Annotated in this window: 18 protein-coding genes; 8 read left to right on the top strand and 10 right to left on the bottom strand. The window is 71.5% G+C overall.

Annotated elements, in window-relative coordinates:
- Nucleotides 1-76: 76 nt before the first annotated feature.
- Nucleotides 77-1,537, bottom strand: coding sequence for an RICIN domain-containing protein (locus tag ACGF12_RS35530; RefSeq protein WP_393039730.1), 1,461 nt, complete (start codon nucleotides 1,535-1,537; stop codon nucleotides 77-79).
- A gap of 217 nt (nucleotides 1,538-1,754) precedes the next feature.
- On the opposite strand from ACGF12_RS35530, the gene ACGF12_RS35525 reads away from it, so the two are divergent.
- Nucleotides 1,755-1,940 carry a hypothetical protein gene (locus ACGF12_RS35525; protein ID WP_393039727.1) on the top strand — a complete coding sequence of 62 codons (186 nt, stop codon included), beginning with the start codon at nucleotides 1,755-1,757 and terminating at the stop codon, nucleotides 1,938-1,940.
- Between the two features lie 289 nt (nucleotides 1,941-2,229).
- Nucleotides 2,230-4,416: a catalase/peroxidase HPI gene (gene katG / locus ACGF12_RS35520; RefSeq protein ID WP_393039724.1), complete on the top strand. Its 2,187-nt coding sequence runs from the start codon at nucleotides 2,230-2,232 to the stop codon at nucleotides 4,414-4,416.
- A gap of 66 nt (nucleotides 4,417-4,482) precedes the next feature.
- Here the strand turns inward: katG and ACGF12_RS35515 are convergent, their stop codons facing one another.
- Nucleotides 4,483-5,280 (bottom strand): MBL fold metallo-hydrolase, encoded by a 798-nt coding sequence (locus tag ACGF12_RS35515; RefSeq protein ID WP_393039733.1) that lies wholly within the window; start codon nucleotides 5,278-5,280, stop codon nucleotides 4,483-4,485.
- Between the two features lie 95 nt (nucleotides 5,281-5,375).
- On the opposite strand from ACGF12_RS35515, the gene ACGF12_RS35510 reads away from it, so the two are divergent.
- The gene (locus ACGF12_RS35510) at nucleotides 5,376-6,029 is read left to right on the top strand and encodes a CGNR zinc finger domain-containing protein (protein ID WP_393039721.1); all 654 of its coding nucleotides are present in this window, start codon (nucleotides 5,376-5,378) and stop codon (nucleotides 6,027-6,029) included.
- Nucleotides 6,030-6,275: 246 nt separating this feature from the next.
- Here the strand turns inward: ACGF12_RS35510 and ACGF12_RS35505 are convergent, their stop codons facing one another.
- Together ACGF12_RS35505 and ACGF12_RS35500 are read right to left on the bottom strand one after the other, a co-directional pair.
- Nucleotides 6,276-7,343 carry an SDR family NAD(P)-dependent oxidoreductase gene (locus ACGF12_RS35505; RefSeq protein ID WP_393039718.1) on the bottom strand — a complete coding sequence of 356 codons (1,068 nt, stop codon included), beginning with the start codon at nucleotides 7,341-7,343 and terminating at the stop codon, nucleotides 6,276-6,278.
- Nucleotides 7,340-8,668 carry a glycosyltransferase gene (locus tag ACGF12_RS35500; RefSeq protein WP_393039715.1) on the bottom strand — a complete coding sequence of 443 codons (1,329 nt, stop codon included), beginning with the start codon at nucleotides 8,666-8,668 and terminating at the stop codon, nucleotides 7,340-7,342. The genes ACGF12_RS35505 and ACGF12_RS35500 overlap by 4 nt, the downstream gene beginning before the upstream one ends.
- Nucleotides 8,669-8,731: 63 nt before the next feature.
- Between ACGF12_RS35500 and ACGF12_RS35495 the strand changes: the two genes are divergently transcribed.
- From ACGF12_RS35495 to ACGF12_RS35485, 3 genes are all read left to right on the top strand, one after another.
- Nucleotides 8,732-9,418: a response regulator transcription factor gene (locus ACGF12_RS35495; RefSeq protein WP_393039712.1), complete on the top strand. Its 687-nt coding sequence runs from the start codon at nucleotides 8,732-8,734 to the stop codon at nucleotides 9,416-9,418.
- Entirely contained in the window at nucleotides 9,415-10,791 is a 1,377-nt protein-coding gene (locus tag ACGF12_RS35490; protein ID WP_393039709.1) for a sensor histidine kinase, read from the top strand. Before ACGF12_RS35495 ends, ACGF12_RS35490 begins: the two co-directional genes overlap by 4 nt.
- 377 nt (nucleotides 10,792-11,168) lie before the next feature.
- A complete protein-coding gene (locus ACGF12_RS35485; protein WP_393039706.1) occupies nucleotides 11,169-13,142 on the top strand; it encodes a glycoside hydrolase in 1,974 nt (657 codons plus the stop codon).
- A 180-nt stretch (nucleotides 13,143-13,322) separates the two neighbouring features.
- Here ACGF12_RS35485 and ACGF12_RS35480 read toward each other — a convergent pair whose 3' ends face one another.
- The 5 genes from ACGF12_RS35480 to ACGF12_RS35460 all read right to left on the bottom strand — a co-directional run bounded on the left by ACGF12_RS35480 (nucleotide 13,323) and on the right by ACGF12_RS35460 (nucleotide 17,535).
- A complete protein-coding gene (locus ACGF12_RS35480; RefSeq protein ID WP_393039703.1) occupies nucleotides 13,323-13,799 on the bottom strand; it encodes a Fur family transcriptional regulator in 477 nt (158 codons plus the stop codon).
- Nucleotides 13,800-13,826: 27 nt separating this feature from the next.
- Nucleotides 13,827-14,666, bottom strand: coding sequence for a metal ABC transporter permease (locus ACGF12_RS35475; protein WP_393039700.1), 840 nt, complete (start codon nucleotides 14,664-14,666; stop codon nucleotides 13,827-13,829).
- The gene (locus ACGF12_RS35470; RefSeq protein ID WP_393039697.1) at nucleotides 14,663-15,577 is read right to left on the bottom strand and encodes a metal ABC transporter permease; all 915 of its coding nucleotides are present in this window, start codon (nucleotides 15,575-15,577) and stop codon (nucleotides 14,663-14,665) included. The genes ACGF12_RS35475 and ACGF12_RS35470 overlap by 4 nt, the downstream gene beginning before the upstream one ends.
- Nucleotides 15,561-16,460, bottom strand: a complete 900-nt coding sequence (locus ACGF12_RS35465) for a metal ABC transporter ATP-binding protein (protein WP_393039694.1) — start codon at nucleotides 16,458-16,460, stop codon at nucleotides 15,561-15,563. Before ACGF12_RS35465 ends, ACGF12_RS35470 begins: the two co-directional genes overlap by 17 nt.
- A 100-nt stretch (nucleotides 16,461-16,560) precedes the next feature.
- Entirely contained in the window at nucleotides 16,561-17,535 is a 975-nt protein-coding gene (locus ACGF12_RS35460; RefSeq protein WP_393039691.1) for a metal ABC transporter solute-binding protein, Zn/Mn family, read from the bottom strand.
- 286 nt (nucleotides 17,536-17,821) lie between these two features.
- Here ACGF12_RS35460 and ACGF12_RS35455 point away from each other — a divergent pair, with 286 nt between their 5' ends.
- Together ACGF12_RS35455 and ACGF12_RS35450 are read left to right on the top strand one after the other, a co-directional pair.
- Nucleotides 17,822-18,403, top strand: coding sequence for a TetR/AcrR family transcriptional regulator (locus ACGF12_RS35455; RefSeq protein ID WP_393039688.1), 582 nt, complete (start codon nucleotides 17,822-17,824; stop codon nucleotides 18,401-18,403).
- A 142-nt stretch (nucleotides 18,404-18,545) separates the two neighbouring features.
- Nucleotides 18,546-19,394: an NAD(P)H-binding protein gene (locus ACGF12_RS35450; RefSeq protein WP_393039685.1), complete on the top strand. Its 849-nt coding sequence runs from the start codon at nucleotides 18,546-18,548 to the stop codon at nucleotides 19,392-19,394.
- A gap of 40 nt (nucleotides 19,395-19,434) precedes the next feature.
- Here the strand turns inward: ACGF12_RS35450 and ACGF12_RS35445 are convergent, their stop codons facing one another.
- A complete protein-coding gene (locus ACGF12_RS35445) occupies nucleotides 19,435-19,830 on the bottom strand; it encodes a hypothetical protein (protein ID WP_393039682.1) in 396 nt (131 codons plus the stop codon).
- Between the last annotated feature and the right edge of the window lie 394 nt (nucleotides 19,831-20,224).

The following is a 20,224-nucleotide window of genomic DNA, read 5'->3' as shown; positions in this document are numbered from 1 at the left end:
CCGCCACCGCCCAGAACTACACCCTCCATACCGAGGTCAAGATCATGGAAGACGGGCTTGCAACTCGCCCACGACGCTAAACGCAGCGGCGTTGCAGGATCGTTCCACCGGTGATCTTCACTCCTGCCGCGTGCGCCTGGCGGATGACGTTCAGCATGCCGTTCTCCAGGTCGGTCGCCGTCAGCGGTCCGGTGCCGTTGGAGCCGATGTTGTCGCCGATGTCGTTGATGCCTTCGAGCATGACGACGTCCTTGACGTCCGGCTGGCTGAGGACGTCGTGTTGGAAGCGGCTGATCAGGGACCTGTTGTAGCCGTTGGTACCGGCATCCGTGAGGATCCGGTTGGAGCCGATCCCGGCGTCCACCAGGCCGCGGGTGGTTCCACCGCTGGTCGCGGCCATGCGCCGCGCGAGGTCGTCGGGCCAGCGGTGGTTGGCGCCCGGGGTGGAGCCGACCCCGTCGGTGATGGAATCGCCGACGGCGACCAGTGTGCCGGCGGCCGTCGGCGAGGTCACGTCGAGACCGGTCAGGACGAACCACTGCTGTCCGGTGGCGGGGTAGTTGCTGGTGCTGTCGTCGGTGACGTGGTTGCCGGTCGTGGAGATCCACGTGTTCTCGCGGGCCCGTTGGTGCCAGGTGTCGGCGCCGGCGGGGCTGTTGGGCAAGTAGACGCTGACGAGCAGGTCCTGGTCGGCGCCCACGCCCATCGGCACCGGGTCGCTGAAGACGTCCTGTCCTACGGGGATGGTGACGCTGCTGGAGCCTTTGAACGTCACTGTGCGGTGGGTGCCGGCCACGGCCGTGCCCGCGGTGCTGCTCTGCTGGGCGAGGTCGACGGCTCCGACGGTCAGCGGCGAGCCGCCGTAGAGGTTGCTCAGCCGCACCCGCGGGAGGGAGCCGGACACCGAGGTGTGGGCGATCATGCGGATGGTCTGGTTGTGGAAGGTCGCCCCGTAGGTCTGGCCACAGGCCATCAGGCCGTCACTGTAGGCGCCGACCCGAGTCAGCCGGGTGAGCTTCCAGTGCTGGTTCGCGCCGTGGTTGGCGCGCCACTGGATGACGGCGGTGCCGTCGGTGGTGGAACCGTTGGCGTCGTCGGCGAGCAGGCCGTTGGCGGCGTTGGCCAGCGTGTAGGAACCGTCGACGAGGGCGCGGACCTTCCACTGCTGGTGCGTGCTGCCGTCGCAGGTGTTCTGCACGAGCTGGACGGGCGGGGTGGTGTTCGCCGCGTCCGGGGTGTCCAGGCACAGCCCGGAGTTGGCGCTGCGCAGGGTGTAGGAGCCGGAACTCGTCCGGGTGATCAGCCATTCCTGGTTGGCCCCGCCGTTGTCGTGCCACTGCAGCACCGGAGCCCCCGGGGAGGCCGAAGCGTGCTGAACGTCCATCAGTTTCGCGCTGTGGACGTTCGTCAGGGTGTACACGCCGCCCGAGGAGATCACCGGCGTCGCAGCAGCAGCCGGCGACAAGGCCGGCGCAGCCGCGGCGAGCGCTCCGGCCACGGTCAGGAGGGTGAGCCGCGATCTGGCATGACGCCTCATGGAACTCCTTTGCTTGTGAAGATGTGCGCTGGCAAAGGGCGCTACAGCTGGGTGGTTACCGACGTGCAAAGGCTGTTGCCGCACCCGGAGAACGACCAGGCCAGGCGTGTCCGGGCGCAGCGGGCGGGGGCTGTGGGTGCCGATTACCACGTCCGCGCAGGTCACGAGGACCTTGCGCTCGGGCACCCTCCGTCCGACATGACGTCTTCTCGTGCTCATGCGCTTCGCCCACCTCACGGTCTCCCACGCCTTCGCCGCTCTACGACTGCTCCCGCTGGCCGACCGGAAGAAGGACATCGAGATCCTCGCCCTACGCCACCAACTCACGGTTCTGCAACGACGACCCTGCGACGAGCGTCCCCGGTTCCAGCCCGAGGACCGAGCGCTGCCATGTGGTGGATGACGGCGCTACCCGGATGCCCAGCAGGATGGCTCGCTGGGTACAGTCCGGCCGCGCCTCCCGTGCCCGCTCTGCCGGCCAGGGGATGATGCGCGCGTGTAGGAGGAGGAGCCGCTCCGGGCGAAGCCCGGCTCCGGACGGTCCTTCCCGCTCCCGCCCTGCCGTCCCGCCGTAGGTCGAGTACCCGGACGAGGGCGGGCGGAAGCCCGCCCTGGCCGCCCACCTCCTGCGCGCTGCCACCCGAGCAATCCAGCCATCAGAACGAAGCAGCACGACAGGGAGAAGATCCGGCATGTCCAGCGAAAGCGAGAGCCCACTCATCCCCTCCCCGACCTCCACGCCGCACCGGCCCAGGACGAACCGGGACTGGTGGCCGAACCAGGTGGACCTGTCGGTTCTCCACCAGCACTCGCCCCAGTCCACCCCGATGGGTGGGGATTTCAACTACAAGGAAGAGTTCGGGACCCTCGACGTCGAGGCGCTGAAGCGGGACCTCGTCGAGCTGATGACGGCGTCCCAGGACTGGTGGCCGGCCGACTACGGTCACTACGGGCCGCTCTTCATCCGGATGAGCTGGCACGCCGCCGGCACCTACCGCATCGCCGACGGCCGGGGCGGTGGCGGCAGTGGCGCTCAGCGGTTCGCCCCCCTCAACAGCTGGCCCGACAACGCGAGCCTGGACAAGGCACGCCGATTGCTCTGGCCGATCAAGCAGAAGTACGGCCGGAAGATCTCCTGGGCCGATCTGCTGATCTTCGCCGGTAACTGTGCCTATGAATCCATGGGTTTCAAGACCTTCGGCTTCGGCTTCGGGCGCGAGGACATCTGGGAGCCCGACCAGATCTTCTGGGGCCCCGAGGACACCTGGCTCGGAGATGAGCGCTACAGCGGACCGGGGGAGTTCGCCGAGCCTTTCGGCGCCGTACAGATGGGCCTGATCTACGTGAATCCGGAGGGGCCCCAAGGCAACCCGGATCCGCTGGCTGCCGCCCGGGACATTCGGGAGACCTTCGGTCGTATGGCGATGAACGACGTGGAGACGGCTGCGCTCATCGTCGGCGGCCACACGGTCGGCAAGACCCACGGTGCGGTCGATCCCCAGTACGTCGGTCCGGAACCCGAGGCCGCCCCCATCGAGCAGCAAGGCCTCGGCTGGAAGAACACCTTCGACGGCGGCACCGGCGCCCATGCGTTCACCAGCGGGCTGGAGGGCGCCTGGACCAACCAGCCGACCACATGGGACAACGGCTTCCTGGCCAACCTGTACACATACGACTGGGAGCTCACGACCAGCCCCGCTGGGGCCAAGCAGTGGACCCCCAAGGATCCGAAGGCCCAGGGCACCGTGCCCGACGCTCACGACCCGTCCAAGCGGCACGCCCCGATGATGCTGACGACGGACCTGGCGCTGAAGCTAGACCCGGTCTACGGGCCGATTACCAAGCGCTTCCACGAGAACCCCGACGAGCTCGAGGAGGCGTTCGCCAAGGCCTGGTACAAGCTGCTGCACCGCGACATGGGACCCCGCTCGCGCTACCTGGGCCCGTGGGTTCCCGAGCCGCAGCTGTGGCAGGACCCCGTCCCCGAGGTCGACCACGAACTGATCACAGAGCCGGACATCGCCGCCCTCAAGGGCGAGATCCTCGGATCGGGGCTGTCCGTCTCGCAGCTGGTCTCCACCGCGTGGGCGGCGGCAGCGAGCTTCCGCGGCACGGACAAGCGCGGCGGGGCCAACGGGGCGCGGATCCGCCTCGCGCCGCAGAAGGACTGGGAGGTCAACCAGCCGGCCGAGCTGACCGGCGTGCTGCAGACCCTGGAGCGGATCCAGCAGGACTTCAACCGCTCGCAGTCCGGCGGCAAGAAGGTCTCGCTCGCCGACCTGATCGTGCTGGGCGGGTGCGCGGCCGTCGGGCAGGCGGCGAAGAACGCCGGGTACGACGTCACGGTCCCGTTCGCGCCAGGGCGTACGGACGCCTCGCAGGAGCAGACCGACGTGGAGTCGTTCGCCGTGCTCGAACCGACCTGCGACGGGTTCCGCAACTACCTCCGGGCCGGGGAGAAGCTGCCGGCCGAGACCCGACTGGTGGACCGGGCGTTCATGTTGACGCTGACCGCTCCGGAGCTGACGGTTCTCATCGGCGGCATGAGGGCCCTGGACACCAACGTCGGGCAGTCCCGGCACGGTGTCCTCACCGATCGGCCCGGGACGCTGACCAACGACTTCTTCGTGAACCTGCTCGACATGGGCACGGAGTGGAAGGCGTCCGCCTCGGCCGAGAACGTGTTCGAGGGGCGGAATCGCGCCACGGGCGAGGTCAAGTGGACCGCCACCGCCGTCGACCTCGTCTTCGGTTCGAACTCTCAGCTCCGAGCCATCGCAGAGGTCTACGCGCAGGGCGACTCGAAGGAGAAGTTCGTGCGTGACTTCACGGCCGCCTGGGACAAGGTCATGAACCTCGATCGGTTCGACCTCGCCTGATCCCGATGTCCGGGCCGGCCGGCGAGCGGCCGGCCCGGACGTTCTCGGTCGGGCGTCATGGCGTAGTCAGCCGCGTTCGGCGGCGACTTCGGCCGGGCCCAGCTCCAGGCGGTCCAGCAGCCCGGCCGCGGTGAAGGCGTCGACGAGGTGGGAGCGGCCCTCCGTGAAGTGGCCCCAGCTGTCGAAGTGGACGGGGACCACGCGGCGGGCGGCGAGGACGGCGGCGGCCTCGGCGGCCTGGGCGCTGTCGAGGGTGAGCAGCGCGCCGTCGAACAGCGGGGTGCGGGCCGCGCCGGCGAACAGGACGGCGGTGTCCACGGGGGCGAAGCGCTCGGCGATCTGCTCGACCAGGGCGAGTGAGGCGTTGTCGCCGCTGACGTAGACCGTGGGCAGGTCCGGGGCGGTCAGGACGAAGCCGATCACCTCGCCGGTGACGGGCTCGCAGCCCTCGGGCCCGTGCTGGGCGGGGGTGGCGGTCACGGTCAGGGTGCGACCGTCGGGGCGGGACAGCTCGACGCTCTCCCAGGGCGCCAGGCCCCGGGCGGTACCGCCGAGGCGGCCCGCGCCGCCGCGCGTGGTGAGGACCAGGCGGATGCCGGCCAGAAGCGCGCGGCCGGAGTGGTCGAGGTTGTCGGGGTGCTCGTCGTGGGAGAGCAGGACCAGGTCGACCGGACCGAGCTCGGCGGGGGCGACGGCGGCGGGGGCGGTCTTGACGAGGGCGTAGCCGTTGCCCCGGGGGTACTCGCCGGGGGCGTCGAAGGCGGGATCGGTGAGGAACCGCAGCCCGCCGTACTCGATCAGGGCGGTCGGGCCGCCGAAGGTCCTGATGGAGGTCTGCTCGGCGGGTGCGCTGGTCTCGGTCATCTCGGCCATCACTTCCTCACGGATGGGGCAGGTTTTTTCCGTGAGAGGAAACTAGCCGAGCCTCACGGAAAAAAGCAACGGTTAACATGAGAGTCATGCAGGAGACCGCGAGCACCACGTCCGAGCACTCCGTCCCGCCGCCCGCACCGGGGGCGGAACAGCACCGCGCGCTCGACTTCGCCAACACCGCGCTCGCCTTCCCGGGCGGCCAGCACCTGGACCTGCTCGACTCCCCCGGCGCGGCGACGCGTTGGCTGGTCGAACACGACCTCGCACCGGCCGACGTCCAGCTGTTCGAGGTGTGCACGGCACGGCTGCGCGCCCTGCGGGATCAGCTGCGGGCACTCTTCGCGTCCCGGATCGACGGACTCCCCGCGCCGGACGACGCACTGCGCGCCGTCAACGAGGCACTGACCGGCGCCCCCACGGCCGCACTGCTGCACTGGGACCCCGCGCACGGCCTGCACCGGGTCCACCCACACCCCACCGACCGGATCGTCGACCACGCCCTCGCGGTCCTCGCGGCCGACGCCGCCGACCTGCTCACCGGCCCCGACGCCGAACGCCTCGCCGCCTGCGCCTCTCCCCCGTGCCGACGCCACCTCCTGCGCACCCACGCCCGCCGAAACTGGTGCTCCGTGCGCTGCGGCGACCGCGCCCGCGCGGCCCGCGCCTACGCCCGCCGCACCAAGGCGCAGCCATCACCGGACCAGCCGGACGAACCTCTGATCATCGCGAGCAGGAGGTAGGCGCGCAGGGCCCCATGCCGATCTTGCGGGTGACGGACATGACCCGCTCGGGCCCCGGCGGTCCGGGCACCCAGCCGCCGGCCGCCTGACGCGTGCCGGACTCGACACCGCGTCTCCCGTGTCACCCCGGGCGCCCGCCCCGAAGACTCGACCACCAACTGGGCCGGGGCGGGGGTGGAGCGGGTGTAGGGCCGGTGCAGAGGGGCGTCGCCCGCTGCTGGTCCGACAGCCCGCTCCACCCCGGCGTCAGACCTGGTAGCGCTCGGGCGCGAACAGGTGCAGGTGCTCGGCGACCCAGTCGGAGGTGAGGCGCAGGCCCTCCGCCAGATCGACGCGCGGCTGCCAGCCGGCGAGTCCGTGCGCCTTGCGGTTGTCGGAGAGCAGCCGTGCCACCTCGCTGCCGCCGGGCCGCAGTCGGCTCGGGTCGACCACGACCTCGGCGTCCCGGCCGCTGGCGGTGATGAGCGCGGTGGCCAGGTCGCCGATGGAGATCTCGTGGCCGGTGCCGAGGTTGAGCACCTCGCCGATGGTCCGCTCGGCCCGGGCGATGGCCAGGAAGCCCTCAGCGGTGTCCGTGGCGTAGGTGAAGTCGCGGGTGGGGGTGAGTGAGCCGAGCTTGATCTGCCGTGCTCCGGAGTGGAGTTGGGCGAGCATGGTGGGGATCACCGCGCGGGCGGACTGGCGCGGTCCGTAGGTGTTGAACGGGCGGACCACCGAGACCGGCAGTTCGAAGGCGTGCCAGTAGGAGAGGGCCGCCATGTCGGCGCCGATCTTCGAGGCGGAGTACGGGGACTGCGGCTGCAGCGGGTGGTGTTCGCTGATCGGGACGGTGATCGCGCTGCCGTACACCTCGCTGGTGGAGGTGTGCAGCAGCCTGGCGCCGTGGCGCAGGCAGGCGGCTGCGATGTTCTGGGTGCCGACCACGTTGGTCTGCACGTAGGCTTCCGGGGCCTGGTAGCTGTAGGGGATGCCGATCAGCGCGGCGAGGTGGAAGACGGTGTCGCAGCCGGCGACCGCGTCCAGCACCCGGCCGGCGTCCCGGACGTCGCCCGCGAGCATCTCCACGGCGGCGTCGGACTCGGACAGGTAGCGGGCCAGGTAGCCGCGTTCGGCGTACGGCTTGTAGTGCACCAGGGCCCGTACCCGGGCACCCCGGGTCACCAGCAGGTCGACCAGGGTGCTGCCGATGAAGCCCTCGGCGCCGGTGACCAGCACCGTGCGTCCGGTCCAGTCCGCGGGCGCGGCCGGGCCGTTCGAGGGCTGCGGGTGGCGGTCGCCGGTCTGCGGGTGGTGGTCGCCGGTCTGCGCGATCATGTCGTCCTCCAGGTGTGCGGGATCTGGCTGTTGCTGTTCAGCGGGCCGTAGGGGCTGTCGGGCGCGAAGCGGCCGAGCGCGCCGTACGGGTCGTATCGGTCATGTGGGTCATATGGGTCGTGCGGGCCGTTCGCCCGGTGCGGCCCCTGCGGGTCGTCCGGCTCGGTGGTGGGCACGGACTCGATGGCCGGGACGCCGCGGCGGATGGTGGCCAGCACCTTGGCGGCCAGCAGGTCGGCGGCGTCCGCGTGGGTACCGGGGTCGGCTGCCGCCGCCATCGCCGCCGGCCGGGCCGGATCGGCGAGCAGCGGTTCCACCAGCGCGGCCAGCCGTTCGCCGGTGCATTCGGCGTCCGGCAGCAGCAGGCCGGCGCCGGTGTCGGAGAGCACCCGGGCGTTGTGCGTCTGATGGTCGTGCGGCGCGTGCGGGTAGGGCACCAGCACGGCGGGCATCCGTAGCGTGGACAGTTCGGCGACGGTGGCCGAGCCGGCCCGGCAGACCATGAGGTCGGCAGCCGCGTAGGCGAGGTCCATCCGGTCCAGGTAGGGCACCGCCCGCGCCACCGGGTTGCCGGCCAGCCGGGCGCGCACCTGGTCCAGGGCGGCCGGGCCGGTCTTGATCAGCAGTCGCCGGTCGGTGCGGTGCCGCCAGCGTTCGGCCAGGTCGACGGCGGCCTCGGTGAGCCGGGTGGCGCCGAGGCTGCCGCCGTTGAAGACCAGCAGTCGGGCGTGTTCCGGGACCGCGAAGTGGCGCCGGGCCTCGGCCCGCAGCGCCGCCCGGTCGAGCCGGGCGACCGCGCCCACCAGCGGCATGCCCACCGTCTCCACCTGCCGGCCGGCGGGCAGGTGGGCTCGGGTGCGGTCGAAGGCGAGCGCGATGTGCGGGGTGAGCCGGGCGGCGAAGCGGTTGGCCCGTCCCGGCACCGCGTTGGACTCGTGCACCAGGCTCGGCAGGCCGGCCAGCCGGGCTCCGACGATCACCGGCGCGCTCGGGTAGCCGCCCATGCCGACCGCCACCTGCGCGCCCTGGGCCCGCAGGATCTCCCGGCACTGCCGGGCGGAGCGCAGCAGCGCGGCGGGCAGCAGGTAGCGGCGCAGTCCGAGGGCGGCGTCGAAGGGGATCATGTCGACCGTGTGCAGCCGGTAGCCGGCCTCCGGGATCAGCCTGGTTTCCAGGCCGCGCTCGGTGCCCACGAACGAGATCACCGCTCGCGGATCGGCTCGGCGCAGGGCCTCGGCCAGAGCCAGGCCCGGATAGATGTGCCCGCCGGTGCCACCGGCACCGATCACCACTGAAAGGGGTTGGTCCCCGTGTTCTGTCCGCATGCCCGGCAGCCTGGCGAGCCGATGTAAGAGAGTTCTCAGAGTCGCTTTGAGAGGGTTGTCCGCATGAGCAACGGGCAGAAGGTGCTGGTCGTGGACGACGACCCGGAGGTGCGCGCCGCCGTCGAGGACGGACTGGCGGTCGAGGGCTACCAGGTGCGCGGCGCCGCCGACGGGCTGGCGGCGCTCGGCGAGGTGGCCCGCTGGCAGCCCGCCGCCATGGTGCTCGACCTGATGATGCCCGCGCTCGACGGCCTGGCGGTCTGCCGTCGGCTGCGGGCCCTGGGCGACCGGATCCCGATCCTGGTGCTGACCGCCCGCGACTCGGTGAGCGAGCGGGTCGACGGCCTGGACGCGGGCGCGGACGACTACCTGGTGAAGCCCTTCGCGCTGGACGAGCTGACCGCCCGGCTGCGCGCCCTGCTGCGCCGCAGCGCGCCAGCCGTCGAGGAGGCCGAGTACCAGTACGCCGACCTGGTGGTCGACCCGGTCACCCGCACCGGCAGCCGCGGCGGACGCCCGCTGGACTTCTCGCGCACCGAGTTCGCGCTGCTGGAGGTCCTGTTGCGCCACCCCGGCCAGGTGCTGCCGCGCGAGGTGATCATGGAGCGGGTGTGGGGATCGGACTTCGGCCCCGACTCCAACTCGCTTGCGGTGTACATCGGTTACCTACGCCGGAAGCTGGAGGCCGGCGGCGAGCCGCGGCTGGTGCACACCGTGCACGGGGTGGGCTACCGGCTGGAGGAGCGGTGAGGGCACACGCTCGCTGGCGCCGGCGCCGTCCGCTGCGCACCCGCCTCGCGCTGGCCTGCACGGCCGCGGTCGCGCTGGTCGCCCTCGGCGTCAGCGCGGCGGCCTTCACCATCGTCCGCTACGAGCTCGAGCACCAGCTCGACCTGCACCTCACCCAGCAGGCCACCCTGCTCCAGCAGCAGTACCGCGACCGGGGCCCGCAGGTGGTCTACGGCGAGTGCGGCTATCTGGCCGCTCCCGCGTGCGCCCAGATCGTGCCCGCCGACCCGGCCAGGGACCCGGCCCAGCCGTACCTGCTGCCGGTCACCCCCGCCACCCGCCAGGTCGCGGCCCGCGAGCGTGGCGGCTACTTCACCGACCTCGCCATCGGCGGCCACCCGGCCCGGATACTCACCACCCCGATGCTCACGGCGCCCGCCGGCACCCGGCAGGCCGTCCAGGTGGCGCTGCGCGCCGACACCGTGCAGGAGGGGGTGCGGCAGGCCGGCGAGCTGATGGCGGCCGTCGCCGCGGTCGGGGTGCTGCTGGCCGCCGCGCTCGGCCACACGGTCGCCCGCACCGGACTGGCCCCGGTGACCCGGCTGACCAGGACCGCCGAGCGGATCGCGGACACCCGCGACGCCGGAGTGCGGATCGAGCTGCCGCCCGGTCGCCGGGAGGACGAACTGACCAGGCTGGCCGGCAGCTTCAACACCATGCTGGGCGAGCTGGAACAGTCCGTGGCCGCCCAGCGCCGACTGGTCGCGGACGCCTCGCACGAGCTGCGCACCCCGCTCACGGCGCTGCGCACCAACGCCGAACTCCTTTCCCGCGCTGACCGGTTGACCGACAGCCAGCGCGAGCGGGCGGCCGGCGCGCTGAGCCGCCAGCTGCGCGAGGTGACCGGTATGGTCAACGACCTGATCGAGCTGGCCCGCGACGAGGAGCCGCAGCCGCTGCTCGAAGAGGTCCGGGTGGGCCCGCTGGTCGCGCACTGCGTGGACGTCGCCCGTGGCCACTGGCCCGCGGTCGGCTTCGCCCTGGTGGACACCGCCGGGGAGCGCACCGTCCCGGGCGTGCCGGCCCGGCTCGCCCGGCTGCTGTCCAACCTGCTGGACAACGCGGCCAAGTTCAGCCCGGCGGGCGGCACGGTCGAGGTGCGTCTGACGGCCGGCCTGGAGCTGACCGTGCGCGACCACGGCCCCGGCATCGCGCCGGAGGACCTGCCGTACGTCTTCGACCGCTTCTACCGCGCCTCGGCCGCGCGAGCGCTGCCCGGCTCCGGTCTCGGACTCGCGATGGCCCGGCAGATCGCCCGCGCCCACGGCGCCACCCTCACCGCCGAGAACGCCCCGGACGGCGGCGCGCTGTTCCGGCTGGCGCTGCCCGGCTGAGCGTGCCCGCCAGGGTGGTCAGCGCCGATCGGTGCTGCGGGAGCGCGTCCGGGCGAGGCTCCCGGCCGAAGTCGGGCCGGCCCGGGTCACAACGGAGCTGCTGAACGCCGGCACCTCGCTGCCGCAGGCCCGTCCGTCGGCGTGAAGTAGCGCCGTGAAGTAGCGCCGTGAAGTAGCGCCGTGAAGTAGCGCGCTGACAGTTGCTCTTCCAGGTCCGAGCGGCTCCGCCGACGCTTCATAAGAAGTGTTCTTATGACCTGCCGACACCATTCCGCAGCATGACGACTACGAACTCGACTCCACCGCCCTGCCCGCAACGCCCGCAACGCCCGCGACGCACTCATCGCCGCCACGCGCGGATGGCAGCGCTCGCGCTGGTGAGCGCTGCCACGTTCGTCAGCGCGACCTGGTCGGCCGCCCACGGGGCGACCACCCACCCTGCCGGCCGGGCGCCCGCCGACTTCTCGATCCGGCTGCACGGCAACCTCCTGGACATCCCGGTGAACGGCGGCGTCGCACAGCTGCAGACCGACTCGCTGGCCATCACCGCGCAAGGCCGCGACGGACGGACGCTGACCCTCTCCGCACCTGCGGCGCAGCCACTGGGTGCGCCCGGCCCGGTCACCGTCAAGGGCGGCACGGCGAGTTGGACGCTGCCCGAGCACGGCCTGAGCGTCACCGCCGCCGCGGTGCGCGGTCGGCTGCAGGTCACCGTGCACAGCGAGCAGGACGGCGCCACGCTGTCCTGGCCGGTCACCGGCACCGATCCGTCCGCCACGCAGCTGCAACTGCCGCGCGGCGAGGGTCTGGGCATTCCGGTTGCCGACCCGTTCTGGAACTCGACCCGGACCGGCGTGGCCGGTGCCGACTACGGCCTCGAAACCGACCTGAGCATGCCGCTGTGGGGCTACACGCTGGCCGGAGCGGGTGTCAGCTACCTGGTGCCACAGCCGATCGGCACCTCGCTCGGCCTCAGTTCCCAGGACGGCCGTCTGCGCGGCACCGCCGTGCACACCTTCTCCCAGCGGGCGGACACCCGGGACTACACGCTCACCTTCGCCCTCACCGCTCCCTCTCCCGTCGCCCCGGCGCAGGACTACCGCCGCTGGCTCGGCGACCAGGGCCAACTGGTCACGCTGAGCAGCAAGATCGCCGCCAACCCGGAGGTCGGCAAGCTGCTCGGCGCGTTCCACGCCTACACCTGGGGCAGCGCCCGCACCGCGCAGGGCGTGCAGCAGATGCAGGCGCTGGGCCTGTCCCGGCTCTGGCTCGGCTACGACGCCGACGACCGGCCGATGGACGCACAGGCGGTGGCCGCCGCGAAGCAGGCGGGCTATCTGGTCGGCCCGTACGACTCGTTCGCCAACGGGCAGGACCCGGCCACCGCCGATGCCCCCACCTCCGCCTGGCCGGCCCCGGTCTACCCGGGCTACTGCATCCACCGGCAGGACGGCTCCGTGCTCGCGGGCTTCCACGATCGCGGCTGTTACCTCAGCTCGCAGGCGTTCGCGCAGCACGACGAGTTCCTCGCCCAGCGCACCACGCGGATGACCGCCAACGGAGCGAACAGCTACTTCCTGGACGTGGATGCGGCCGGCGAGCTGTTCGACGATTTCAGCGCCGACCACCCGATGAACCAGCAGCAGGACGAAGCCAACCGGATCGCCCGGATGCGCCAGCTGTCCGGTCCGGACAAGCTGGTACTCGGATCCGAGGCCGCGCACAGTTGGGCCGGCCCGGTCATCGACTTCAGTCACGGCTCGCTGACTCCGCCGGCGGACGGGCTGTGGCCACTGGAGAAGAACAAGGAGGTCTGGGGCGGCTATGCGCCGGCCACCGCACCGGGGATCTTCTTCAAGCCGGTCACCCTGCCGAACGACCTGACCAAGGCCATGTTCGACCCGACGTACCGGATCCCGTTGCTGGAGACCGCGTTGCACGATGCCCAGGTCAACCTCGACCGGTGGGAGCTGTCCTACACCAAGTTCCCGGCACTGGAGACCACCCGGGCGCTACAGGCGATCTTGCAGAACACCCCGCTGAACCTGATCCTCAACGGCCCGACGCTCACCACCGACGGCAAGCAACTCGCCGCGCTGCAGCAGTACTTCGCGCCACTGCACCAGGCCGCCGGCACGCAGCCGATGACCGACTTCCGCTACCTGAGCGCGGACCACCAGGTGCAGCAGACCAGCTTCGGCAACGGCGTTCTCCAGGTCACCGCCAACTTCGGCACCAGCACGTACGGCCCCGGCGCACTGCCGGGCGGCTGCGTGGACGCGAAGCTCAAGGGAGACAAGCAGCCGCGCCGGCTCTGCCCCCGCACGCTGCCGCAGGCGCCCCTCGAGTAGGTCGTTGGTGCCGGTGCAGTCGCGTTGGCGGATCATGACGATGTCGTCGTCGGCCGGTGGGAGCAGCTCGCGGGCCTGGTCCTTCAGGACGCTCGACCGCGCGACGCGGCGCGGCGAGGCGGGTCTGGGCATGGGTGAATGCCTTCCTCCGTAGGGAAGTTGACCGGGGTGCGCCGCCGTTCAGCCGGCGCTGAGGCAGTTCGGGCAGAGGCCCGTCAGCTCGACGGTGTGGTGGACCTGGTCGAAGCCGGACATCGAGGCGATGTGCTCGGCCCAGGCCTCGACGGTGGTGGAATCGACGGACAGGCTGAGCCCGCAGCTCCGGCAGATCAGGTAGTGCCGGTGGTCGGGGCCGGGCCGGTGGCGAAACAGCCTTTCGCCGTTGGCATCCCGTACCACGTCGGCGCGGCCGACCTCCGCGAGTGCGGTCAGGGTGCGGTAGACGGTGCTCAGGCCCACCCGGGAACCGGCCTGCACCAGCCGGGCGTAGAGCACCTGGGCGCTGACGAACTCCGCCGACTCGACCAGCGCCCGCAACACCTCGGCGCGACGCGGCGTGACTCGTCCGAGCAGTTCGACGTCACCGTCGGCCGGGCGAGCGGGTCTACGGTCGGGCCGGTCGGCAGTGACGATCGCGGTCGGCTTCGTGTCGGTCATCCTCTCCCCCGTTCCACGCCCACGCGCTCAGCCCACCGCCGGGCGGGCGGTGCGGGCCGTCGGGCGGGCCAGGAAGGTGGCCGCATAAACGGCACTGGCGACGGCCATGATCGCGAAGCCCGGTGGCAGCTTCGGCGCGGCGGCGCTGAGCAGCAGCCCGCCCCACATCTCCGCGACCGCGAGCGCGGCGGACAGCGCCAGCGCCCGGAACGGCCGGTCGGTGAGCCGGATCGCCGCGCCCGCCGGGGCCGCGAGCAGGCCGAGCAGCAGCAGCGAACCGACGGCCTGGGTGGCCTCGCCGGCGGTCGCGCCGACCAGGGCGAGGAAGCCGAAGCCCAACAGTCGTACCGGTACACCGCGAGCCGCGGCCACGGCCTCGTCGAGCGTGGCGAAGAGCAGCGGTCTGGCGATCAGCAGCGTGGTCACGCAGATCGCGCCCGCGATGGCGACGGCCACCGTCGTCTGGCTGCCGTGCAGGCCGAAGATCGAGCCGAACAGCACGCTCGTCCCGGCGCCGCCCTGGGCGCCGCTGCGGGAGGTGGTGTAGACGGTGAGGAAGAACGCGCCGAGGCCGAGGATCCAGGCGAAGACGCTGCCGATCACCACGTCGTCCGCACGGCCGCGCCGGCCGAGCCCGCCGATCAGCAGGCCCACCCCGATGGTCGCGGCGAACAGGCCGAGCCGCAGGTCGTAGCCTCCGGCCAGGGCGGCCATCGCGCCGGTGAACGCGACGTGGCTGAGCGCGTCGCCGGTGAAGATCTGCGCGCGCAGCACCAGGAAGTAGCCCACCAGCCCGCAGGCCAGTGCGATGAACGTCCCTGCCAGCACGGCGTGCTGGAAGAAGGCCTGGGTGATGACCGTGCTCATGCGGCACCTCCGAGCGTGAGCGGGGTGCGTGCCCGGCCGAGCGCCTCGCGGGCGAAGCGCAGCAGATGGGCGAGGACGAATCCGGCGAAGGCGAAGCCGGTGACGAAGAAGCCCAGCGGGTACGGCTGGTAGTAGGCCGCGATCAGTCCCGCCCAGCACGCCGTCAGCCCGATGGCCACGGACAGCAGCAGGCTCAGTCCGGGCCGGGCGGTGAGCTGCTGGGCGGTCGCGGGCGGGATCACCATCAGGGCGAACACCAGCAGCGTGCCGGTGATCTGGCTCGCCTCGGCGGTCGCCGCGCCCAGCAGCACCAGGAACAGCGTGCCCAGCAGCCGCACCTGCACCCCGCGTCCGGCCGCCACCTCCGGATCCACCGAGGCGAACAGCAGCGGCCGTCCGATCACTGCCAGCACGGCCAGCACCACGGCGCCGACCACCGCCAGGGTCACGACCTGGCCGGTGGTGATGCCCAGGAAGCTGCCGAACAGCAGCGCCGTCGGCCCCTCTAGCAGGCCCTTGTAGAGGCTGATGAACAGGTAGCCGCAGGCCAGCACGAAGGCCTGCACCGTACCCGTGACGGCCGACTCCTCGGCGCCGCCGTCCCGTCCACCGCGGGAGAGAGCCGCTATCACCAGGGCCGCGGCGACGCAGAACCCGAAGTAACCGAGTGAGGTGGAAAAGCCGAGCAGGACCGCCAGGGACGCGCCGGGGAATGCCGCGACCGAGAGGGTGTGTCCGGCGAAGGTCTGCCGACGCAGCACCATGAACCAGCCCACCACCGCGCACACCACGGCCACGACCAGGCCGGCCCGGGAGGCGTTCACCATGAAGTCGTAGGACCACATGTCCTGGAGATCGGCGATCAGGTTCCAGGTGAAGACCGGCGAGGTCGCGTCAGACGCCAGCAGCACGGCCGCCCCCGCTCTCGTGCCGGTCGATGTGAACGGCCGGGGCCTCCGGCTGGCCGACGACCACCAGCCGCCCGTCGGAGGTGCGCAGCACCTCGACGGGCGTGCGGTACAGGCGGGTCAGCGTCTCGGAGGTGATCACCTCGGCCGGGGTACCGCAGACGGCGCCGCCCTCGGCGATGTACACCACGCGGTCCAGGTGGTGGAGTATCGGGTTCACGTCGTGCGCGACCATCACCACCGACACCCCTTCCTGATGGCAGATCCGTCCCAGCAGCGCGGCCACCGCGCTCTGGTTGGGCAGGTCGAGGCTGTCCAGCGGCTCGTCCAGCAGCAGGACCCGCGGTCGCCGTATCAGGGCCTGGGCGATCAGCAGCCGCTGCTGCTCGCCACCCGAACACTGCCCGATCGGCCGCTGTGCGTACTTCGTGGCGCCCACCAACTCGATGACCTCTTGGACGCGTTCGCGCGCCGACCGGCGCTTTGCGCGGCCCAGCCCGGGGACGGGGATCCCCCACAGATCCCCGTCCAGGCCCAGCCGCACCACGTCGATCCCGCGGATGCGCACGCTCGCGTCGAAGTTGCGCCGCTGCGGCAGGTACCCCACCTCCGCGTTGCGCTCGCCGGGCGCGGCGCCGAGCACCCGGACCTCGCCGGCCGCCGCCGGAAGGACGCCGAGCAGGACCTTAACGAGGGTGGACTTGCCGACCCCGTTGGGGCCGAGGACGGCGGTGAACTCCCCGGCCCCCACGGTCAGTTCGACACCCGACCACAGGTTCCGCCCGCCCACGCGCACGGCCGCGCCGCGCAGCGACAGCACCGGCTCCCCGGCGGGAGTGGTGCGCTCCATGTCCGTACGGACCTTCTCGGCCGGGTGGATACTCATGCGCCCGCCTCTCCCCCAGCCTCCGGCCGGGGGTACCCCCATCGCTCGCCAGGGGCATTCGCCCGTACGCGCCTCTTGATGGTGAGCTCGCTTCGCTCGCTCACTTGCCCGTCGCCTGCTTCAGCGCGTCGGCGATGCCCTGCAGCTGCTGGGTCTGCCAGTCCTGGAAGGTCGCGTTCACCGGGGCGAGGGTCTCGGTGACCTGGGCGACCGGGATCCCCTGCGCCTTGGCCGCGTTGACCTGGGCGACCACGTCGGGGTTGGAGTTCTGGGTGTTGTAGACGTAGATCTTGATCTGCTTGCCGGAGATCTGCTGGTCGATGGCGGCCTTGTCGGCAGCGGTCGGGTCGGTGCCCTCGCTCTCCGCGTCCAGGAACGTCTCCGGGGTGAGCATCTTCAGGCCCGTGCTTTCCGCGAGCGGGGTCACGATCGACTCCGAGGCACCGATCGGGGTGTCCGCGTACCTGGCCTTGATGTCGGCTTCCAGCTGGTTGTACTTGGCCAGCGTCTGAGTGGTGAACGTCTGCTTCCGGCTGTCGAAGTAGGCCGCGTCGGCCGGGTCTATCTTCTTGTAGTCGGCCGTGATCCGGTCGATCACCTTGGTGACGCTCTCCGCCGAGTACCACTGGTGCGGGTTGTCGCCCTCCTTCTTCCCCAGCAGGTCGCCGACCTTCAGCGCGGTGCGGCCGGAGGCGGGGTTGGCCGCCAGCAGCTTGTCGGACCAGGCGTCGTACCCGATCCCGTTGCTGATCACGTACTCGGCCCCCGCGACGGTGCGCCCGTCGGCGGCGGTCGGCTCGTAGGAGTGCGGGTCGGTGTCCGGGTTGGTGATGACGCTGGTGACCTTCACGTGGTCACCGCCGAGCTGGGTGGCGATGGAGCCCCAGAAGTTCTCCGCCGCGACCGCCTGGATCACCTTCGAACTCCCGCCGCCGGCGCCGCTCGCCCCGGCCGGGGCGGTCTTCGCCGGGGAGGAGGTCGAGCAGGCGGTGGCCGTGGCCAGCGCGGCGCCGATGGTCACGCCGAGCGCTACGCGGAGGGTACGGCTGGCCGATCTGGACGGGGTGGCACGCATGGGGGGCTACTCCTCGAAACCTGCCGGCCCCGCCTCCTGGCGGGGTCCGGCTCCGTTGGACAGCGCCACCCTAGATGGAAACGGTTTTCAAAACCATAGACTCTGTGGGCAAGATGGAAATCATTGCCAGACTTTGACCGCGCCGAGGCGAAGCCGTCGACGGCCTGCGCAGGGCGGCAGCACCGGTCGGCTCGGTGCCACCGCCCTGCGGCACGTCGGCGATCCGACCCTGACAGCAGGCCCCGCACCCCGGGGGTCGGGTACGGGGCCTGCCGGTCTGCGGGCGGTGGCCGGGATCGAGCGGACGAAGGCGATCCTCGACGCCGCCGAGGCCCTGCTCACCGAGCAGGGATACCGGGCCGCGACCCTCAAGGCGATCGGCGAGCGGGCCGGGATCCCGACCTCGTCCGTCTGCCACTACTTCGGAGACCGCGACCAGGTCGACGCCGAGCTGCTGCGGCGTCACCTGTCCGCACTGCGCCAGCAGATCATCTCCCGGCTGAACGGGCGCGAACTGCGGACCGTACGCGACACCGTCGACGCCGTCATCGATCCACTCCTCGCCCACGGCCGCCGGTACTCGGCCTTCGTCCAGCTGTGGCGGGAGCAGACCGCGCCCCTGGCCGAGCTGGGGCGCGAGTTCGACGAGTCGCTCGCCGAGAAGACCTGGCGGGTGCTCGTCGACCGCGCGCTGATCCGCCCCGACACCCCGCTCCTCGCCGTACAGCTCGCCTTCGAGGCCGGCGACCAGCTCTTCGACGTCGCCTTCGAGCGCTCCCCGCGCGGCGACGCAGCGACGGTGGACGAAGCCCGATACCTCGTCACCGCCTACCTGGAGACGTACGCGCCCCAGGCCCCCGGCGACTGACCTGACGCGGGGCGAGTTGGGCCAGCCAGTTGTGCTCCGGCGGTGCCACAGTGGTTGTCGCCGGAGTGATGGCGCACCTGGGGGCCCTGATGACAGGGCACTGCACCTCAGCACCGCTGAGCACACGAAGAGGGAGTGTTCGATGATTCTCGTCACCGGAGCAACAGGCAACGTCGGCGGCCCCGTCGCACGGCAGCTGCACGCGCAGGGCCACAGCGTCCGGGCGCTGGTGCGCGACCCCTCCCGGGCGGCCGGCCTCCCGGCGGGCATCGAGCTCGCCGTCGGCGATCTCGACGACCCCGCCGGCGTGTCCGAGGCGGTTCAGGGCGTCGAGGCCGTCTTCCTGATGCAGGTCGGAGGCGGGACCGAGCAGACCAGGACGGTGATCGACGCCGCACGAAACGCGGCGGCGCCGAAGATCGTCCTGCTCTCCTCCGTCGGCGCGCGCCTGCTGCCGCTGGAGGAGAACCCCATGGGAGCCGCCGTCGCGGCTCGCGAGCAGGTCCTGCGCGAGTCCGGCCTCGGCGTGACCTGTCTGCGACCCAACAGCTTCGCGTCCAACGCGCTCTGGTGGCGCGACTCCATCCGTGCGGGCAAGGTCGTCTACCCGACCGGTGACGGCCGGCTCGGTGTGATCGATCCGGAGGACATCGCACGCGTCGCCGTGGTCACCCTCACCCAGGACGGTCACGTGGGGAAGGGGTACTTCCTCACCGGCCCGGAAGGCCTGACCTCGCGCGAGCAGGTCGAGATCATCGCCGAGGTGACCGGGCGTTCGATCGACTTCGAGGACGTCACTCCCCACGAGTTCGCCCAGGCTGCCGTTCAGCGAGGGACTCCGCCCGCAGAGGCGCACCTCATCGAGCGCCTGCACGAGTTTCTCCGCTCCGGTCGCGCCGGATTCGTCACCGATGATGTCGAGAACATCACCGGCACCGCCCCCAGGACCTTCCGCGACTGGTGCGAGCGCCACGTCGACGCCTTCCGTTGAGTCCGCGGTGGAGCGCGGCGCTCGTCGCCATGGAGGTCGGCTACCGCGTCGCCTCCTCGTGCTCATGGCCACCCCAGTGCACGCAGAGCGCGTAGATCGCCAGGATGTCCAGGACGATGATCAGCACGGACCAGAGCGGGTAGCTGGCCACCACCCACATGTGCGAGAAGGCGTTGAGCGACAGCACGGCCACGCCGACCCAGCGTGCCAGCTGGCTGCCGGCCAGGATGCCGGCCGCGATCAGGGCCAGCAGGATCCCGAGCACCAGCAGGGTCCAGCCCCAGGCCCGCAGATCGCCCACGACGATGTGGGCGCCGGCGACGAAGACGTGCGACCGGTTGATCGCGGCGACGCCGTTCAGGCCGTTGAAGAGCGCAAGGATGAACACCAGCACACCGGCGAAGATCACCGTGCCACTCGGGCAGCAGTGGCGCATCGCGGGCCTCCCGCCCGCACCGGTCGCTGAGGAAGCAGGAGACACCATGGGACACCTCCAGTGCGGTCTCGCCCGTCCCCCGGTTGATGGGGACTTCCGCCGAGTGGCTCCTACCGACCAGCCTAGGACCGCACCACGCGGGGAGCGCGGCGTACCCGGCTCACCTGGCTGCCCGCACCTGCGGGGCGGCGCCCCGATGCGCTGTATGCCGTCCGCGGCCACGACGACCACACCCACCGCCGTGACCTGCGCGGTCCGGGCACCCGCCCGGACCGCGCAGGGAGACCGAGCACGCGCCGACCTAGGAGCGTGGGTCAGTAAGCGGCAACCCGCGTGTGGCTTGTGATCATTCGTACGAGATGATCCTGGTATGCGTGATCAGGAGGGGTTGTTC

The organism is Kitasatospora sp. NPDC048296 (assembly GCF_043201815.1).
In the GTDB taxonomy this organism is placed as follows: Bacteria; Actinomycetota; Actinomycetes; order Streptomycetales; family Streptomycetaceae; genus Kitasatospora.
This window is presented reverse-complemented; position numbering and strand designations above follow the sequence as displayed.

What these genes read in the sequence shown, in the direction of transcription:
- ACGF12_RS35530 (WP_393039730.1), bottom strand. Translation starts at nt 1,537, where the DNA reads ATGAGGCGTCATGCCAGATCGCGGCTCACCCTCCTGACCGTGGCCGGA.
- ACGF12_RS35525 (WP_393039727.1), top strand. Translation starts at nt 1,755, where the DNA reads ATGCGCTTCGCCCACCTCACGGTCTCCCACGCCTTCGCCGCTCTACGA.
- katG (WP_393039724.1), top strand. Translation starts at nt 2,230, where the DNA reads ATGTCCAGCGAAAGCGAGAGCCCACTCATCCCCTCCCCGACCTCCACG.
- ACGF12_RS35515 (WP_393039733.1), bottom strand. Translation starts at nt 5,280, where the DNA reads ATGACCGAGACCAGCGCACCCGCCGAGCAGACCTCCATCAGGACCTTC.
- ACGF12_RS35510 (WP_393039721.1), top strand. Translation starts at nt 5,376, where the DNA reads ATGCAGGAGACCGCGAGCACCACGTCCGAGCACTCCGTCCCGCCGCCC.
- ACGF12_RS35505 (WP_393039718.1), bottom strand. Translation starts at nt 7,343, where the DNA reads ATGATCGCGCAGACCGGCGACCACCACCCGCAGACCGGCGACCGCCAC.
- ACGF12_RS35500 (WP_393039715.1), bottom strand. Translation starts at nt 8,668, where the DNA reads ATGCGGACAGAACACGGGGACCAACCCCTTTCAGTGGTGATCGGTGCC.
- ACGF12_RS35495 (WP_393039712.1), top strand. Translation starts at nt 8,732, where the DNA reads ATGAGCAACGGGCAGAAGGTGCTGGTCGTGGACGACGACCCGGAGGTG.
- ACGF12_RS35480 (WP_393039703.1), bottom strand. Translation starts at nt 13,799, where the DNA reads ATGACCGACACGAAGCCGACCGCGATCGTCACTGCCGACCGGCCCGAC.
- ACGF12_RS35475 (WP_393039700.1), bottom strand. Translation starts at nt 14,666, where the DNA reads ATGAGCACGGTCATCACCCAGGCCTTCTTCCAGCACGCCGTGCTGGCA.
- ACGF12_RS35465 (WP_393039694.1), bottom strand. Translation starts at nt 16,460, where the DNA reads ATGAGTATCCACCCGGCCGAGAAGGTCCGTACGGACATGGAGCGCACC.
- ACGF12_RS35460 (WP_393039691.1), bottom strand. Translation starts at nt 17,535, where the DNA reads ATGCGTGCCACCCCGTCCAGATCGGCCAGCCGTACCCTCCGCGTAGCG.
- ACGF12_RS35450 (WP_393039685.1), top strand. Translation starts at nt 18,546, where the DNA reads ATGATTCTCGTCACCGGAGCAACAGGCAACGTCGGCGGCCCCGTCGCA.
- ACGF12_RS35445 (WP_393039682.1), bottom strand. Translation starts at nt 19,830, where the DNA reads ATGCGCCACTGCTGCCCGAGTGGCACGGTGATCTTCGCCGGTGTGCTG.